The 16,651-nt window shown below is 46.8% G+C and carries 13 protein-coding genes; 8 read left to right on the top strand and 5 right to left on the bottom strand.

Annotated features, from left to right (window positions below):
- Positions 1-130: 130 nt before the first annotated feature.
- Positions 131-2,017, bottom strand: coding sequence for a molecular chaperone HtpG (gene htpG / locus HZF10_RS08575; RefSeq protein ID WP_176005780.1), 1,887 nt, complete (start codon positions 2,015-2,017; stop codon positions 131-133).
- A 194-nt stretch (positions 2,018-2,211) separates the two neighbouring features.
- On the opposite strand from htpG, the gene HZF10_RS08580 reads away from it, so the two are divergent.
- From HZF10_RS08580 to HZF10_RS08600, 5 genes are all read left to right on the top strand, one after another.
- On the top strand, positions 2,212-2,688 hold the full coding sequence (locus tag HZF10_RS08580; RefSeq protein ID WP_176005781.1) for a lipocalin family protein: 477 nt from the start codon (positions 2,212-2,214) through the stop codon (positions 2,686-2,688).
- 18 nt (positions 2,689-2,706) lie between these two features.
- Entirely contained in the window at positions 2,707-3,396 is a 690-nt protein-coding gene (locus HZF10_RS08585) for a YiaD family glycine zipper/OmpA-like lipoprotein (protein ID WP_176005782.1), read from the top strand.
- 196 nt (positions 3,397-3,592) lie between these two features.
- Positions 3,593-4,255: a TetR family transcriptional regulator C-terminal domain-containing protein gene (locus HZF10_RS08590; RefSeq protein WP_176005783.1), complete on the top strand. Its 663-nt coding sequence runs from the start codon at positions 3,593-3,595 to the stop codon at positions 4,253-4,255.
- 279 nt (positions 4,256-4,534) lie between these two features.
- Complete coding sequence (locus HZF10_RS08595; RefSeq protein ID WP_176005784.1) at positions 4,535-5,857, top strand: ABC1 kinase family protein; 1,323 nt, start codon at positions 4,535-4,537, stop codon at positions 5,855-5,857.
- Between the two features lie 368 nt (positions 5,858-6,225).
- Complete coding sequence (locus tag HZF10_RS08600) at positions 6,226-7,167, top strand: ABC transporter ATP-binding protein (RefSeq protein WP_176005785.1); 942 nt, start codon at positions 6,226-6,228, stop codon at positions 7,165-7,167.
- Positions 7,168-7,256: 89 nt separating this feature from the next.
- On the opposite strand, the gene HZF10_RS08605 is transcribed toward HZF10_RS08600, so the two are convergent.
- The 3 genes from HZF10_RS08605 to HZF10_RS08615 all read right to left on the bottom strand — a co-directional run bounded on the left by HZF10_RS08605 (position 7,257) and on the right by HZF10_RS08615 (position 11,650).
- Entirely contained in the window at positions 7,257-9,683 is a 2,427-nt protein-coding gene (locus HZF10_RS08605; protein ID WP_176005786.1) for a S9 family peptidase, read from the bottom strand.
- Between the two features lie 90 nt (positions 9,684-9,773).
- Positions 9,774-10,595, bottom strand: coding sequence for an AraC family transcriptional regulator (locus HZF10_RS08610; protein WP_176005787.1), 822 nt, complete (start codon positions 10,593-10,595; stop codon positions 9,774-9,776).
- A gap of 35 nt (positions 10,596-10,630) precedes the next feature.
- Entirely contained in the window at positions 10,631-11,650 is a 1,020-nt protein-coding gene (locus HZF10_RS08615) for an SDR family NAD(P)-dependent oxidoreductase (protein WP_176005788.1), read from the bottom strand.
- 197 nt (positions 11,651-11,847) lie between these two features.
- Between HZF10_RS08615 and HZF10_RS08620 the strand changes: the two genes are divergently transcribed.
- Genes HZF10_RS08620 through HZF10_RS08630 form a run of 3 tightly spaced genes read left to right on the top strand, consistent with a single transcriptional unit; the run spans position 11,848 to position 14,007 of the window.
- Positions 11,848-12,855 (top strand): 3-oxoacyl-ACP synthase III family protein, encoded by a 1,008-nt coding sequence (locus HZF10_RS08620; protein ID WP_176005789.1) that lies wholly within the window; start codon positions 11,848-11,850, stop codon positions 12,853-12,855.
- Positions 12,856-12,870: 15 nt separating this feature from the next.
- Positions 12,871-13,365: a L,D-transpeptidase family protein gene (locus tag HZF10_RS08625; RefSeq protein ID WP_176005790.1), complete on the top strand. Its 495-nt coding sequence runs from the start codon at positions 12,871-12,873 to the stop codon at positions 13,363-13,365.
- A 3-nt stretch (positions 13,366-13,368) separates the two neighbouring features.
- Positions 13,369-14,007, top strand: coding sequence for a hypothetical protein (locus tag HZF10_RS08630; protein WP_176005791.1), 639 nt, complete (start codon positions 13,369-13,371; stop codon positions 14,005-14,007).
- Between the two features lie 133 nt (positions 14,008-14,140).
- On the opposite strand, the gene HZF10_RS08635 is transcribed toward HZF10_RS08630, so the two are convergent.
- Positions 14,141-16,513, bottom strand: coding sequence for a TonB-dependent receptor (locus HZF10_RS08635; protein ID WP_176005792.1), 2,373 nt, complete (start codon positions 16,511-16,513; stop codon positions 14,141-14,143).
- Positions 16,514-16,651 lie beyond the last annotated feature (138 nt).

Here is a 16,651-nt window from a genome sequence, read left to right on the forward strand (position 1 = left end):
GTTATTCTTAAATTTAAGACCTAACAGGTTTCCAAAACCTGTTAGGTCTTATCACTTGAGCCCCGAGGATTTCTTTCAATAAAAAAAGCCCGCGGTTTCCCACAGGCTTTTTCAATATAATTCAAAAAGGTTATTTGATCAACCCGAAACTCCTTTTCACGAAAGCCGTGAGTTCTTCGCCTTTGAGCAGGTTTTGTGACAATTTCGCCAAATCGAGCGCCTGTTTCACAAGATTTTCCTGTGTGTTTTTGTCTTCGGCGTTCAAAATTGTAGTGGCCAGATCGGAATTCGAATTCACGACCAGATTGTACATTTCAGGGAAATTACCCATTCCGAACATTCCGCCGCCGCCGCTCATGCTCATTTCTTTCATACGACGCATAAACTCGGGTTGGGTAATGATGAACGGAGCGGCATCGCTGTCGAGCGCTTCCAATTGTACGGTATACGTTGTCGAAGGCACGATTTCCTGTACGGCTACTTTAAGTTTCTCCTGCTCTTCTTCGGATAGTTTTGAAATCGCGCTGTCCTCTTTTTTGATCAGGTTGTCGATATGATCCGAATCCACACGCACGAACGTAAGGTTCTCGTTGTCGCCCTCCAATTTCTGGATTAGGTGGGAAACGATAGGAGAATCAAGCAACAAGACTTCATAACCTTTGGCCTGCGCCGCCTCGATATAACTGTGTTGGGCATCTTGGTTTTGTGCGTAAAGCACGACCAATTTTCCGTCTTTATCCGTTTGTTTGTCCTTGAAGTTTTCCTTTAGTTCGTCGATGGTGTAGAATTTACCGTCTACGGTCGGATACAAAACGAAAGCGCCCGCTTTTTCATAGAATTTGTCTTCCGACAACATTCCGTATTCCAAAACGATCTTGATGTCGTTCCATTTTTGTTCGAAATCTTCGCGGTTTTCGTTGAACAACGACTTGAGTTTGTCGGCGACTTTACGTGTGATGTAATTCGAGATTTTCTTGACGTTTCCGTCGGCTTGCAGATACGAACGCGACACGTTAAGCGGAATATCGGGCGAATCGATCACGCCTCGTAGCATCGTCAAAAATTCAGGTACGATGCCTTCTACGTTGTCGGTCACGAATACCTGGTTTTGGTACAATTGGATTTTGTCCTTCTGGATTTGCAGGTCTTTCGAAAGTTTCGGGAAATACAAGATTCCGGTAAGGTTGAACGGATGGTCCACATTCAGATGGATGTTGAACAACGGCTCTTCGAACTGCATCGGATACAATTCACGGTAAAAATCCTGATAATCCTCTTTCGTCAAATCTGCAGGCTGTTTCGTCCAGGCTGGATTCGGATTGTTGATGATGTTGTCGACCTCGATCGTCTCGGCTTTATAATCGTCCGCGGCGTCTTCGGGCTTCGGCAACGTTTCGGTGCGCGTCCCGAACTTGATCGGCACAGGCATGAATTTGTTGTATTTCGAAAGCAATTCACGGATGCGCGATTCTTCAAGGAATTCGGTCGAATCGTTTGCTATGTGCAGGATGATTTCGGTTCCTCGGTCGGTTTTGTCGGATGGCTCTAACGTAAATTCAGGACTTCCGTCGCACGTCCAATGCGCGGCAGGTTCGTCCTTGAAAGATTTGGTGATGATTTCTACTTTATCGGCCACCATGAATGCGGAATAGAATCCGAGTCCGAAATGTCCGATGATTCCCGTGTCTTTCGCCGAATCCTTGTATTTGTCAAGGAATTCCTCAGCTCCCGAGAACGCGACCTGGTTGATGTATTTTTCGACTTCCTCGGCCGTCATGCCCAAACCTTGGTCGATGATGTGCAGTTTTTTGCCTTCCTTGTCGATCTTGACCTCGATGATCGGATTGCCGTATTCAACCTTTGCTTCCCCGATAGCTGTCAGGTGTTTGAGCTTCAATGTCGCATCTGTGGCGTTCGATACCAATTCGCGCAAGAAAATCTCATGGTCGCTGTAAAGGAATTTTTTGATTAACGGAAAGATGTTTTCTACCGAAACATTGATTTTTCCTGTCGTCATATGTTTTTGTTTAAGATGGATTTGTTAAATTTAAGTGGACGGATTTCAAAAAAAATACCAGTCCGTCATCGGGTGACAAATTGTCTGCCTTTGTTAATCTTTCGATAAATGTCGAACCGAAATTTAACATTTCGAACCATGCGATTGTATCTTTATCTAACGAAAATAACCTAGAAATCTAAATTTACCACAAAATGAAACAGTTACTATTTATTGGGCTTTTCGCATTGCTGGCGATCGGATGCAAATCCACTTCGGCAACCACTACAAAGCTCGACCGCAGTTCCCAATCGGGCATAAAAGGTAATTGGGTGATTACTTCGGTGAACTATCCCGGAAAAGATTATATCACCGTAAATTCTTTCGGTTTGGCCGATTCCCAGTGCTTTGTGAACAGCAATTGGAAATTCGTGTCGAACAACAACAAAGGAAATATGGAATTGACCAAATCGGGTTGTCCGGCTTTCAGTTCGCCGATTACCTGGTTCGTCAACAAAGATGGCCAATTCGTGCTCAAGGTGTTGAGCGCGGGCGAAAAAGCCAAAAGAGTGCGCGACGGTTACGTGCTCAATGTGGCCAACCAATCCGAAACCTCGTTCCAGCTTATCGACAGGATCGATGTCGGCGGAAAAATGACCGATGTGGTGTACCAGTTCCAAAAAACAAATTAACCTATAACAACGAAGAAAATGAAAAAGTTATCCATCATAGCATTGGCGTTGATCACGACGGTATCCGTAAACCTTACCGGATGTGAAGCAGTACAGAATACGAACCACACCCAAAGAGGCGTCGCCGTTGGAGCGGCCAGTGGCGCAGTTATCGGAGGGGTACTCGGAAACAACGTCGGAAAAGGCGGAAAAGGCGCTCTCGGAGCGATTGCGGGCGGTATTATTGGAGGTGTCGCAGGCGGTGTCATCGGAAACCGAATGGACAAACAAGCACGTGAAATCGACAATGCGGTTCCGGGTGCCGAAGTAGAACGTGTAGGCGAAGGGATCAAGCTTACTTTGAAAGAAAATGCGGTGCGTTTCGATATCGACAAATCGACGTTGACTTCGACCGCGAAAGCCAACCTCGACAAACTCGTTCCGGTTTTCAAGGAGTATCCCGATACGAACATCCATATTTTCGGATACACAGACAACACGGGAACTGTCGAGCATAATCTTGCGCTTTCGGAACAAAGAGCCGCTTCGGTAAAAAGTTACCTTTCGGGTAAAGGGCTTTCTTCAAGCCGTTTCGTAACGACAGGTTATGGCATTGCCGATCCTATCGCGACGAATGAAACCGCCGACGGACGTTCGCAAAACCGTCGCGTCGAATTCGCTATTGTGGCGAACCAGAAAATGATAAATGATGCGCAAAGCGGGAATTGAGTTTCCGTTTTTGGAATCTACGATAGAGAAAGCCGCGTAAGCGGCTTTTTTGTTTTTATGATATAGGTCGTAGAAGTCTTTTGTTGCCTGCAAAAAGAAAATTTCACCTTTCATTTTTTTTGAACGAACATTAACAACAATTTGCAAATCAACCCAATCGAAGCATTTTATCTTTGAAATACCAAAAAACATCACCATGGCTACAGCAAAGAAAAATCCTCCGAAAAAAGAGGCGATTGACGACGACAAAATCATCGGGTTGTACATGAACGACGTGCTCGAAAACAACGCCGAGCCTTCGAACGTTTACCTGTTTTGCAAGCGCAACGGGATTGACGAGACGCAGTTTTACACCTTTTTCAACTCGTTGGGTGCGTTGCGTCGGCAGATTTGGGTAAAGTTTTTCGAGAATGCCGAAACGATCATGGCGCAATCGGCCGATTATCAAGGTTATTCCGAAAAGGACAAACTGCTCACGTTATACTATACGATTTTTGAGATATTGACGCTCAACAGGACGTACGTTTCCTGGTCGTTGCGCGACAACAAACAAGGTCTCAGGAATTTGGCCGACCTCAGGGAATTCCGTGACCGTTTTCGCGATTTCGTAGAGGAATTGCTCAAAAATCAAAACCCCGAGAAATTCAGGAAAGTGCGCAACATTACCGAGCCTGTACTCAGTGAAGGTGCATGGGTTCAGTTTTTGTTCATTCTCAAGTATTGGCTCGACGACGATTCGAATGGATTCGAAAAGACCGATATCATCATCGAGAAATCGGTGAATACGGTCGTGAGTTTGCTCGATACGAAACCGCTCGAGAACCTGATCGATCTGGGGAAATTCCTTTGGAAGAATTGAGGTGAATGTTGAACGAGACTGCGTGAGGGATGGCGGTCCCGAAGTTTCGGGATTTGAGCTCTTTGCTAAACCTCAAAGGTTTTGAAAACCTTTGAGGTTTGTAAAAGCGAGTGCCGACAGCCCGACGGCGGTTTACCCGAAACTTCACTCAATTGGAACTTTCCAAACCGCCGGCACGCCCACCCGAGCGAAGCGAACTGTTGCTTTTCAGCAAAAAAAAAAATAAACACAACGGCGAAAAGCTTATTGCCTACAGCTTAAAGCCTAAAGCAAAGAACGATGAAAACCCTAGATAAAATCCCGACCGGAAAAATCGGAAGGGCAAGCGAACTCGTGAAAACCGGAATCAAGGTCGGAGGAAATTACCTTGCCTATTACGGCGAGAAAATCGTCAACCCTTCGCTTACCAAAGACAAACTCAACGAAAATAATGCTGAGGACATTTACGACGGCCTCAAAAACCTCAAGGGAAGCGCCCTGAAAGTCGCGCAAATGCTGAGTATGGACAAGAGTATCATGCCTCAGGCATATGTCGAGAAATTCTCGCTTTCGCAATTTTCCGTGCCGCCTTTGAGCGCGCCTTTGGTCAGAAAAACTTTCAAGAAATATTTTGGGAAGTATCCCGACGAATTGTTCGACAAATTCACGTCCGATTCGGTCAACGCCGCCAGTATCGGCCAGGTGCACAAAGCCGAGAAGGATGGAAAACAGCTCGCAGTGAAAATTCAATATCCGGGTGTAGCCGAAAGCATTTCGTCCGATCTGGCGCTTGTGAAACCGGTCGCGATCCGTATGTTCAACATCAAAGGCAAGGATTCTGAAAAATATTTCAAGGAAGTCGAGGATAAACTGATCGAGGAAACCGATTACGTGAATGAGCTTAAGCAAGGAAAAGAAATAGCCGAAGCATGTGCGTCGATCCCGAATTTGCGATTTCCCGATTACTATCCGGAATGGTCTACCGACAAGGTTTTGACGATGGATTGGATGGAAGGCGAGCATATTTCGGAATTTGCGGCGAAAAATAAAGATCGGGCAAAAGCCGATAAATTGGGGCAGGCGATGTGGGATTTTTATATGTTCCAGATGCACGGTCTCAAAGCAGTTCACGCCGACCCGCACCCGGGGAATTTTCTAGTTGATGAGGATTCGAATCTGATTGCGATCGACTTTGGTTGCGTGAAGCAGGTTCCCGAGGATTTTTACGATCCGTATTTCGAATTGATCAGCCCGGAGATTTTCGACGATCCGACACAGTTCGAAGAAAAATTGTTCGAGTTGGAAATCCTGCGACATGATGATAAGCCCGCCGAGAAAACGTATCTGATTAAACTTTTCCGCGAATTGCTCAATGTTTCGACGATGCCGTATCGTTACGACGAATTCGATTTTGCAAACGAGGAATTCTTCGGACGACTTGCCGCGATGGGCGAGGAGTTCTCAAAAGACACCCAATTGCGGAAAATGAACGGCAATCGCGGATCGAAGCACTTTTTATACGTCAACCGCACGTTTTTCGGATTGTATAGTTTATTGCACGATTTGAAGGCGAAGGTCGATACGGTCAAGTATCGCGAGTATCTTTTAGAAGCGAAACGTTAAGATTTGATACAGGAAATCTGTAATTGCGTAAACTGGATTTTCGCGACCTTTAGACCTAACAGGTTTCCAAAACCTGTTAGGTCTAACGCAATCGTTTGAAATCTACATAAACCAAGATTTTTACTCCAAAACCAAATCTGTTAATGAAAATTTTGCATTCGATTTAACAAATGTTTGAATTTCCTTTAGTAAATCGAACCTTATCTTTGTGATGTGAATATTGCATTGTTGCCCGACCGGGTACAACTCTAGACACAAGAACATTAGTTTGTTTATTTATTGGTTAGGTTGGCAAGAGCGTTTTCATCCGATGACGCTCTTGCTTTTTTATAGGGTTTCGCGAACCGCTTTTGTGTTATTTTTGCCGTATGCTAGAAGTTGCCGACATTTCCTTTTCATACGATTCCCAAAAGACCATAGACCAAGTGAGTTTTGCGCTCGAAAAAGGCAAGCAACTCGCGCTTATCGGCGAAAGCGGCTGTGGCAAAAGTACGTTGCTCAAGTTGCTTTACGGGCATCACGATCTGCAAGAAGGTGAAATCGTTTACAACGGAAATGCGATACTTGGCCCTAAATTCAACCTGATTCCCGGAGATGACCGCTTTAAATACCTGGCTCAGGATTTCGGGTTGATGCCGTTCACTACCGTTTCCGAAAACGTCGGGAATTATCTGTCGAACATCCACAAAGAGAAAAAGCAACAACGAATAGCCGAATTGCTCGAAATGGTCGAGATGACCGAATTCGCCAACGTCAAAGCCAAATTCCTCAGCGGCGGCCAACAACAACGCGTCGCGCTTGCAAAAGCTTTGGCCGTTGAACCTGAATTGTTATTGCTCGACGAGCCGTTCAGCCAAATCGACGCATTTCGATCGGCGACCTTGAAGCGCAACCTGTTCCGATATTTCCGCGACAAGCAGATTTCGTGCATCATCGCTACACATGACGGAAGCGACGTGCTGTCGTTTGCCGATGAGGTCGTGATCATGAAAGACGGCAAAATCATCGAAAGCGGTCGTCCGAAAGCGATTTACGCGAATCCGGGTTCGGCTTATATCGCGCGTATGTTCGGCGAAGTCAGTGAAATCCCATTGCGCCTGTTAAAACCCGTCGTCACTGATGAGACGGTTTTGGTGTACGCACACCAATTGAAGATTGCGGGTTCGGGATTGCGTGCATCCGTAAAGCATTCCTATTTCCTCGGAAATCATTATTTGATAGAAGCCAATTACGAAGGCGGTACTTTATTCTTCGAAAATCGTGTACCGATACTTGACGGAGAAGGCGTTTTCCTTTCTTTAAGCCAATAAAAAAGCAGCCCGAAGACTGCTTTACTTTATATTGTCATTTCCTATTTTTTATTTGGCTCCGAAATGAACCAATAAAAAATAAATAATGATCAATTCTTAGCCGTACGCTCATCTTTTCCCTTTAGATTCTTTTCAAGAAAACGATCCTGTTCCCAAAGTAAGTGAAGTATGTTTTCTTTGGCCGCATATCCGTGCGATTCTTTCGGAAGCAAAACCATCCTTACGGGCGCGCCCAAACCTTTCAATGCCTGGAAATAACGTTCGGTCTGTAGCGTGAACGTGCCCGGATTGTTGTCGGCATCGCCATGAACCAAAAGCAAAGGCGTCTTCATTTTTTCGGCATTCATGAATGGCGACATACCATTGTAAACGTTCGGGATTTCCCAATAATTGCGTTGCTCGCTTTGGAATCCGAACGGCGTCAAAGTCCTGTTGTAAGCGCCCGATCTTGCGATTCCGCACGCGAAAAGATTGGAATGCGTCAGTAGGTTCGCCGTCATGAAAGCGCCATACGAATGTCCGCCCACGGCCACTTTTTTGCGGTCGATGTAACCGAGTTTGTCCACGGCATCGATTGCGGCGGCAGCATCGTCCACGAGTTGCGTGATGAACGTATCGTTGGGTTCGCTTTCGCCTTCACCGATGATCGGGAACGAAGCGTCGTCGAGCACCACATAACCGCGCGTCACCCAATACACGAAAGAGCCATAATACGGGAACGTGAATTCGTTAGGATTTTTGTTGTTTTGTCCGGCGCTGGCCTTGTCCTTGAATTCTTCGGGATATGCCCAGATCAAAAGCGGTAGTTTTTCCTTTTTCTTGGTGTCGTAACCTTTCGGCAGATAAAGTGTTCCCGACAAATCAACACCGTCTTTTCGCTTGTACTTGATTACTTCTTTATGGACGTCTTTAATACTTTCGAACGGATTCGCGAACGCCGTCAATTGCGTTACTTTCTTCTTTTTGATGTCGCGCAGGTAATAGTTCGGATAATCGGTTTTCGACTGCAACTGTGTAAGCACGATGCCGTTCTTGAAATCTTCCATCGAGAAAATGTCCTCTTTCTTGTCGGTATAAGCCGATTGGTACAGGCGTTTTTTCTTTAGCGTTTTTGTATTGAACTCGTCTATGAACGGAAACTGTCCTTTTTCGGTAAATCCGTCGCCCAAAAGGAAAGCGTTGCCGTTATCGAGCGCCAGGACGTAGCGTGCGTACTTGTTTTTGACGGTTTCGAAATTCCCCGGATCCGAATAAATGTCCTGTGAATTCCTGTCCGAAATCGTAACCGCAGCTTTCGCAGGATTCGAAGGATCGATCAAAAACGTCTTCGTATTGCGCGTGTCGTACCATTCTTCCGAAACGATGGCCGTATGTTCGTCTCCCCAAATCAGGTTCGAGAAGCGTTGAGGCGTTTTCATCAAAGAAACGGCTTGAGCCGTGAAAGGCGCGTCCCAAACGAAAATTTCGTCGCGGAAATCGGCTTTGTTGGCCGGATTACCTTCATCCAAAGCGACCACATAGTACAAACTCGCCGGTTTGTCGCTTCTCCAACCCATATTTCTTTTTCCCTTGCGCACGGCCATAAAACCTTTCGGCATGATTTCGTTGAGCGGAATTTCGTTCACGGTCTTGATTTCCTTGCCCGACAAATCGCAAACCACGGTTTTCATCGGGAAACGCCCAAGCGGCACGATGTACGAGAACGGTTTTTGGATAGTCGTAAGCATCAAAAGGCTGCCGTCGGGAGAAAAGCTTTCGTAGGCATAAATATCTTTCGGTTTGTACAAAGTCGCCTTTCCGTTAAGGTCTACGGTATAAAGTTCCGATGTCACTATCGTTTCGAAATTCTTCTCATCCATCGGATTCTTGAGCAAATCCTGATACGTGCGATTTTGCGAAACCTGCCCATCCGATTGGGAAACCGTCGGTCCTGTCGGCAAATCCTTTTTGGTGTCGATGAGTTTCGCGCGGTCTTTCGGCAATTCTTTCACGAGCAATCTCTTGCTGTCGCCGTACCAGCTGAACGGACTTCCCAAAGCTGCATTCACGTTGGCTTCGGTAAGTTTTTTGGCCGTAGCCGATGCGATGTCCAGAACCCAAAGTTCAACGCCTGTCGCGGCCGTGTTCGAAAACGCGATTTTTGTCTCATCCGGCGACCAGAAAACATTCGAAATCCTTGCGTTTTGTGGCAATCCCGAAACCTGGATCTCGTTCTTGTCCTTGACTTTGCGCACTTTGAGGTTCGTGATATACGTGACCGTCGTCGAAATGTTCGTCACCGGATTGATGCGCAAGCCCGCGAGCCTCAGTTCGTCCTGGTTCAAGTCGTCGAGCGTTTTGTAGGTCGAACGGTACGAAAGCAGCATATTCTGCATTTTAGAATCCATCTGTACCGACGGCGGACGTTCGTAATCGGCCAAATCGAGGATTTCCTTCGGCGGCTTCTGGTACGTAAGGTTTTCCTGTGCCGACACCGCGAACGAAGCCATCAAAAAGAACAAGAGAAGTTTTTTCATGTCGTGTGGTTTTTTATTGGTCTAAAATAACGAAAACGCCCGCGGGATGCAAGGCGTTGCGTTATACAAGTCGCTTGTTTTTGTAAGGTGTTACAACTTTTGGTCGGTCAAAGCCAAATCTTTAGGTGCATATCCGAAGCGTTTCTTGAAAGCGAAAGAGAAATGCGACAGGTTTTCGAACCCGATTTCCAGATACACGTCGGTAGGTTTGCGTTTTTGTTGCGCCAACAGGTAATGGGCTAGCTCGAGCCGTTTTTGGGTCAGCCATTTTTGAGGCGTGTCGTTGAACGCTTTTTTGAAATCGCGCTTGAACGTCGTGAGGCTGCGTCCGGTGAGGTAACCGAATTTTTCCATCGGCATGTTGAAGATGAAATTCTTTTCCATGAACCCGACGAGGTCGATTTTTCCGGGTTCGTCGAAATCGGCCAAAAAATCGTCTATGTTCGAATCGATCATTCGCAAAATGCTGATGGCTTCGGTAATCTTCAGCTGCGCCAAATGTTCAGGAAACGGTTCTTTGACATCGAAATACGGAATCAGCGACGCAAGGCAGCTTTCAAGCAAAGGATGTTTGTCGAAACTCCTGATTTTAGGTGTCGTCGCGGTCTTCGGCTTGATTTCGACATTCTGGTAAAATCGTTTCAAGATGTCCGAAGTCAGCAGCATCACGACCGTTTTGTGCGGTTTTCCGTCTTTCGGATAATTGATCACCGTAGCGGGTTGGTTTCTCGGAATCAGGAAAATATCGCCCGCACCGAATATGTGCGTCGAATCGGCCTGTACGATTTTCGTCTCGCCCGACAAGAACCAAACGAGCATATGTTGGTCGAATACGATTTCCGATTTGAAAAAACGGTCTTCGTAGCACGAAAGCTTGATATCGGGCGTAAGGTATTTCGATTCGTGGTCCATTGCCGAAAGTTACGATTCAGATTGGTTTATGTACATCAATCGACACGGAATTCGATTCCCGTCATCTGCTCGCTGAGTTTCCACAACCGTTTGGCGTTCGATTCATCGACAGAATACGGTTTGACGCCGCGCAACGTCCAAGGTTTGTCGTATTGATGTGCGATGTTCCCAAGGTCGAGTTCGGCTATGTCGCAGTTCTCGCAATACACGCCGCCGATATTACTGAGCATCGGGCTTGTCGCACACCAAACCGTCGTGGCCGCACCTTGTTGCAATGTTTTGAGATTGGCCGCGACTTCGGGTTTGAGGTCGCCGTTTTCGTCGTGCGTGCCCATTTGTTTGAAGAGTTCGATGGGTGCTTCGCGTCCCAAATCGGTGCCGTTTACCGAACCCGGATGAAGCGAATAGGAGCGAACCCCAAAGCGCTTTCCAAGATTGTCGAGCTCGAGCGCGAAAAGGTTGTTGGCGGTTTTCGATTGGCCGTAACCTTGCAGCGTTTCGTATTCGCGTCCTTTAAAATTCGGGTCGTCGAAGTTGAAAGACGCGATTTGATGCCCGAAAGAAGACACGTTCACGACTCTTGCACCGTTGGCTTTTTTGAGCGCGGGCCAAAGTCTCGACACGAGTTGGAAATGTCCGAGATGGTTCGTCGCAAGTTGTGATTCGAAACCTCTAGCATCCCGTCTCAACGGCACCCACATGATGCCCGCGTTGTTGATCAGCAAATGCAACGGTCGGTTCGATGCGAGGAATTTTTGTGCGAAATCGTCGATCGATTGCGGATCCGTCAAATCCATGGTTTCCAATTCGATGTTTTCGATTCCGATAAGGTTTTTTCGCGCTTTTTCGATGTCGCGCGCCGGTAGGATGATTTTCGCTCCGGCTTGCGACAGCACTTTTACGGTTTCAAGCCCGATGCCGGCATATCCGCCCGTGACGATGACCGTTTTTCCGTTGAGGTCGATGCCTTTGATCACGTCGTCGGCCGTCGATTTTGCATCAAAACCCGAACCGATGGGTTGCTGAAGCTTTCCTTGATAATTGTTCTGTTCCATTTCTTAAAAGTTTATGGGACAAAATTAGCGGCACATTACACGCCCAATTTTGTTCAGAAGACCGAATTTACTTTGTTCAAAAGACCATTTCGACAGGCATTCCTTGCATTTCCGAATTCGGCCCAATTGCGTATCTTGTACCCAAAAATTAGCGAATACGCAAAATCGGCATGTCGATTTTATCAAAAAGACAAAATATGTACAATTCCAAAATATCGGGCCTCGGTTTTTATGTACCTGAAAACGTGGTCACAAACGACGATCTTTCCAAAATCATGGATACAAATGACGCCTGGATTCAAGAGCGCACGGGGATTCAAGAAAGACGGCACATCATAAAAGGCGAGGACACGACCACATCGATGGGTGTGAAAGCCGCACGTATTGCGATGGAACGCGCAAAAGTAGGAGCCGAAGACATCGACTTCGTGATTTTCGCGACGTTGAGTCCCGATTATTATTTTCCGGGTCCGGGCGTTTTGGTGCAAAAAGAACTCGGATTGCGTACCGTTGGCGCGTTGGACGTAAGAAATCAATGTTCCGGATTCGTATACGCGGTTTCTATCGCCGACCAATACATCAAGACGGGCATGTACAAAAACGTGCTTGTGATCGGTTCCGAAGTGCATTCTTTAGGTTTGGACATGACCGATCGCGGTCGCGCCGTTTCGGTAATTTTCGGCGACGGAGCAGGAGCGGCCGTGATGACGCGCGAAGAAGATACGACCAAAGGAATCCTTTCGACACATCTGCATTCCGAAGGCGAACACGCACTCGAATTGACCGTTACCGCTCCGGGAATGGGCGGGCGTTGGGTCAGTGACATCATTGCCGACAACGACCCGAACGACGAAAGCTATTTGCCGCACATGAACGGCCAGTTCGTATTCAAGAATGCCGTAGTGCGTTTTTCGGAAGTCATCATGGAAGGCCTTCAGAAAAACGATCTTCAGGTTTCCGACATCGATATGTTGATTCCGCACCAGGCGAACCTGCGCATCTCTCAATTCATCCAACAGAAATTCGCGCTTGGGGACGACAAGGTGTTCAACAATATCCAGAAATACGGCAATACCACGGCCGCGTCTGTGCCGATAGCGTTGACCGAGGCTTGGGAAGCCGGTAAAATCAAGGAAGGCGACCTCGTCGTGCTCGCGGCTTTCGGGTCGGGATTCACTTGGGCAAGCGCGATCATCCGTTGGTAAACAAAACTGCGGCCTATGATTTTAGTGACCATAGGATCTTTGCTGGCGTATTATTTCTGGCCTTCCAAAAAACTGCCGAAAGAGGCGCGTATCGACTTTATCGAAGTTTGGAAATCAAAGCGCAAAATGGATGTTTTCGGAAACGGCAAACTTTTAAAAACCTATCGTATAGCTTTGGGCAAAAATCCTGGCGGACGTAAAGAATTTGAAGGAGACAACCGCACGCCCGAAGGTTCATACCTAATCAACGCGCGTAATCCGAACAGCAAATTCTACAAAAACCTCGGGATTTCATATCCGAACGAATCCGATTTGAGGCATGCCGAAGCATTAGGTAAGCCTGCAGGCGGCGACATCAAAATACACGGACTGAGAAACGGTCGCGGCTATCGCGGGAAATTCCATCGGTTGAAGAATTGGACGGCGGGTTGTATTGCGGTTACCAATAGCGAAATGGATGAACTGTTCGAATCGGTGACCGACAATGCACGTATTACAATCCATCCATAAAAAATGGGAAGACAAACCAAGCAAGCCAATAAAAAAAAGAAGAAAACCACTGCGGAAAAAAGACGCGAAAACCTGATATATAGGATTTACGTCGGTTTTGCCATCGCATTTTTATTGTATACCTGTTTTGCCGAGCCTTGGATTGTCGGAAAAGACTACGACCGCTTGTTGTATTTTACAGCATTGCCTTTGAGTGTCGGTATGGTCGTGCTTGCGATCGTCTGTCGTGGTTGGCTCAAGGAAATTTTTACCGAAGACGGCAATCTTCCTAAAGACGGCATTCTTCCTAAAATTGCAGCGGTTATATTGTTGCCGCTGATGGCGATCGTTTTCCTGTATCCGACCGTAGGTTTTATAGCGAATGTCATTTGGGATCGCATCAATTTGAATGAAGCCCAAAACAAACCCGCAAAAACCTTCAGATGCGCTATCTGGGATTTCCATAAAAAACGTTCGACAAGAGGCAGCAATAGTATTTACTTTAATTTTAAAGGGGAAAGCGAAAGTTTTAATGTCAGTAAGGAAACCATCAAAAAATACGTGAATGAGGATCCGAAGGACTATTATCTGGAAATTACGGTTCGCGAAGGGATTATGGGGAACTATGTCGTCGATGATTGGGATGTGGTGAAAAGGGATTGATTTTTTTGGTGAAGGAAGCATCACGAAAAACAAAACAAAAAACAAACCCCGGGTGCATTACGCCCAGGGTTCTCACCAAACAAAATAAATTTCTTTAACTCAATTTCTAAATTTATTTTTTGAAGCAGGACATTTAGAACATCCCGCCGCCTTGTTTAGTATTGTCTTCACGTTGCCTACGTTCCATCGCGCGGTTTTTTCCGGCTCCGAACATATAGTTTAGGCCTACGTAAACCGATTGGCTTTCCCATTGGAACTGGCCCGTTTGCGGATACGGGTTGTCGCCTTCGAAACGAAAGCGCTGCGTGTAGAAAATATCGTTCCAACGCACGCTCACCGTGGCTTTGTTGCTCAAGAACGAATAACGTGCTCCGATATCAGCCTTGTACATCGCCTGCGGATTGAACTGAATGCCGTCCACCTTACTGCGGTAGAATCCGAAAACGAGGAAACTCAAGTTCTTGGTCGCCTTGAAATTGCTGTTCAAACGCGCGTTCAGAGCCGAAGCCGTCACTTTTTTGGTCGTAAACTCGAATTCGCCCGTGTCTTCGTTGCGCAAGGATACCAAACCTTGTTGCTTGATACTTGAGAAATCTACGGCCGGCTGTACATCCCACCATCTTGTGATTTTGTAGTTGGCCGAAACCTCGAAACCGAAAGCCGTATTGTCGTCGAAATTGTCGTAAGTCATGATCTGCTTGTTCTCGTTGTCGGGATCCGGGTACAAAATTCGGTTGATCTCATCTTGTATGTTGCGCAAGAAAACGCCCGCACTCACAGAACCTTTTTCCAATTTACGCGTGTAGTTCACTTCTACCGAATTCGTGAATTGTGGATCGAGCTCCGGATTCCCTACAGATGTAACAAGCGGCGTCGAAAATTCCCTAATCGGGCTCGTCTGATCCAATCCAGGACGATCGACGCGACGGCTGTAACTCATCTGGAACATGTTGTTTTCGCTAGGCGAGTAGGTAAGGGAAGCCGATGGGTAAAGCGTGATGTAATCGTCTTCGTACGCATCGTCACCGTTCAGGATCGCTTCCACCTTATAACTTTCGAAACGCGCGCCCAACTGATAGCTGAATTTGCCGAGTTTCTGTCCGAAAGTGGCATAAGCCGAATAAATGTCGAAGTTGTAGTAATAATAAGCTGTTCCGGGTAATTCGGTGTGATAGTCGTTTTGTGAACGGTTGAAGCGGGTTTCCACACCCAATTCAAGCGTCGATTTTTCACCGATAGGCGTCACGAAATCGGCGTTCAAAGTCGTCAATTGTCGGTGGTTCAACGTCGAATCCTTATATCCGGTGTCAATCACCGACGGATCGTCGTAATTGCTGAAATAATCCGCATTCTGGTCGCTCTTGGCCGCATTGTGGTTCAATTCGATGTCGAGCGTGCGTCCTTCCTTGTCGAAAAGATGCTTGTACGCGATGTTGTACGCGCCTTCGTGGTTCTTGTCGCGGTAATCGCCTTTCTGGATTTGGGCTTCGTTGATGTTTGTCGAATTGATGTCGGTCACGATCGTCGTCCCGCCATGGAAGATGTTCTGGTTGGTGTACACCGAAATCGTGTTCTTGTCGTTGAGGTAATAATCGATACCGAATTTCACGAGGTTCGAGTTGTTGTCGTTCATCACGTCGATGGCCTGGCGCGTGCCGTTGTCGAGCCTGCGGATGTCGCCTTCGTTGAAACGCTCGCTGAAATCGTTGCCATATGTTCCGAAGAAATTCACTTTGCCGGTGCGGTAATTCCAGTTCATCGAGCTGTTGAATTTAGGCGTACGCGCAACGGTCACACCCGAATTGATGCTTGCGTTGAAACCGTCGTTCGCGTTCTTGTGCAACACGATGTTGATGATACCCGACATACCTTCGGGATTGTATTTCGCGCTCGGATTCGTGATCAGTTCGATTTTTTTGATCGATGTGGACGGGATTTGTTTGAGAAGCGTCGCGGCATCGGTATTCGTCGGACGGCCGTCGATAAGGATGCGCACGTTCTCGTTTCCGCGAAGCGATATTTTTCCGTCCTGATCGACGTTTACCGACGGGATGTTGTTCATGATCTCGGAAGCCGTCGCGCCTGCCGTAGTCAAGTCTTTACCGACGTTGACGACTTTGCGGTCGATTTTCTGTTCGATGGTGGAACGTTCGGCCACTACGTTGACTTCCTTGAGTTGGACGGCGTCTTCGGCAATCGAAATCGTGCCCAACGACGCTTTTTGTCCCGCTGTGAGCGCTACTTCCTGAGAATGGGTTTTGTAGCCCATGAACTGTACTTCGACCTGATAGGTTTTGGGTTCGAGCTTTTCGATGTTGAAATTTCCGGCATCGTCCGTAATGCCCCCGGTCACGACCTTTCCGTCGAATTTGACTACTACGGAGACATAAGAAAGCGGAGCGCCATTCGCCTTGTCGGTGACCTTTCCGCTAAGGGAAGCTAAGCTTTGGGCATGCGCAGAGAACAAGGTCGCCAACAGGCAAACCAATAGTAATTTGAGTTTCATTGTTCGATTAGATTGATGATTATGACGCAAAAGTAATACAACTGGAAGTTAGTTTGTATTACATAGTACTATTTTTAGCAAAGTTTAACATTTATTTAATTAGGTTGCGTCGTGTGCATAAGACTAAACAGAAGGCCT

The organism is Flavobacterium agri (assembly GCF_013401995.1).
Classification (GTDB): Bacteria; Bacteroidota; Bacteroidia; order Flavobacteriales; family Flavobacteriaceae; genus Flavobacterium; species Flavobacterium agri.

Bases quoted from the DNA above. Each gene is read 5' to 3' on its own strand.
- htpG (WP_176005780.1), bottom strand. From the start codon at position 2,017: ATGACGACAGGAAAAATCAATGTTTCGGTAGAAAACATCTTTCCGTTA.
- HZF10_RS08580 (WP_176005781.1), top strand. From the start codon at position 2,212: ATGAAACAGTTACTATTTATTGGGCTTTTCGCATTGCTGGCGATCGGA.
- HZF10_RS08585 (WP_176005782.1), top strand. From the start codon at position 2,707: ATGAAAAAGTTATCCATCATAGCATTGGCGTTGATCACGACGGTATCC.
- HZF10_RS08590 (WP_176005783.1), top strand. From the start codon at position 3,593: ATGGCTACAGCAAAGAAAAATCCTCCGAAAAAAGAGGCGATTGACGAC.
- HZF10_RS08595 (WP_176005784.1), top strand. From the start codon at position 4,535: ATGAAAACCCTAGATAAAATCCCGACCGGAAAAATCGGAAGGGCAAGC.
- HZF10_RS08600 (WP_176005785.1), top strand. From the start codon at position 6,226: ATGCTAGAAGTTGCCGACATTTCCTTTTCATACGATTCCCAAAAGACC.
- HZF10_RS08605 (WP_176005786.1), bottom strand. From the start codon at position 9,683: ATGAAAAAACTTCTCTTGTTCTTTTTGATGGCTTCGTTCGCGGTGTCG.
- HZF10_RS08610 (WP_176005787.1), bottom strand. From the start codon at position 10,595: ATGGACCACGAATCGAAATACCTTACGCCCGATATCAAGCTTTCGTGC.
- HZF10_RS08615 (WP_176005788.1), bottom strand. From the start codon at position 11,650: ATGGAACAGAACAATTATCAAGGAAAGCTTCAGCAACCCATCGGTTCG.
- HZF10_RS08620 (WP_176005789.1), top strand. From the start codon at position 11,848: ATGTACAATTCCAAAATATCGGGCCTCGGTTTTTATGTACCTGAAAAC.
- HZF10_RS08625 (WP_176005790.1), top strand. From the start codon at position 12,871: ATGATTTTAGTGACCATAGGATCTTTGCTGGCGTATTATTTCTGGCCT.
- HZF10_RS08630 (WP_176005791.1), top strand. From the start codon at position 13,369: ATGGGAAGACAAACCAAGCAAGCCAATAAAAAAAAGAAGAAAACCACT.
- HZF10_RS08635 (WP_176005792.1), bottom strand. From the start codon at position 16,513: ATGAAACTCAAATTACTATTGGTTTGCCTGTTGGCGACCTTGTTCTCT.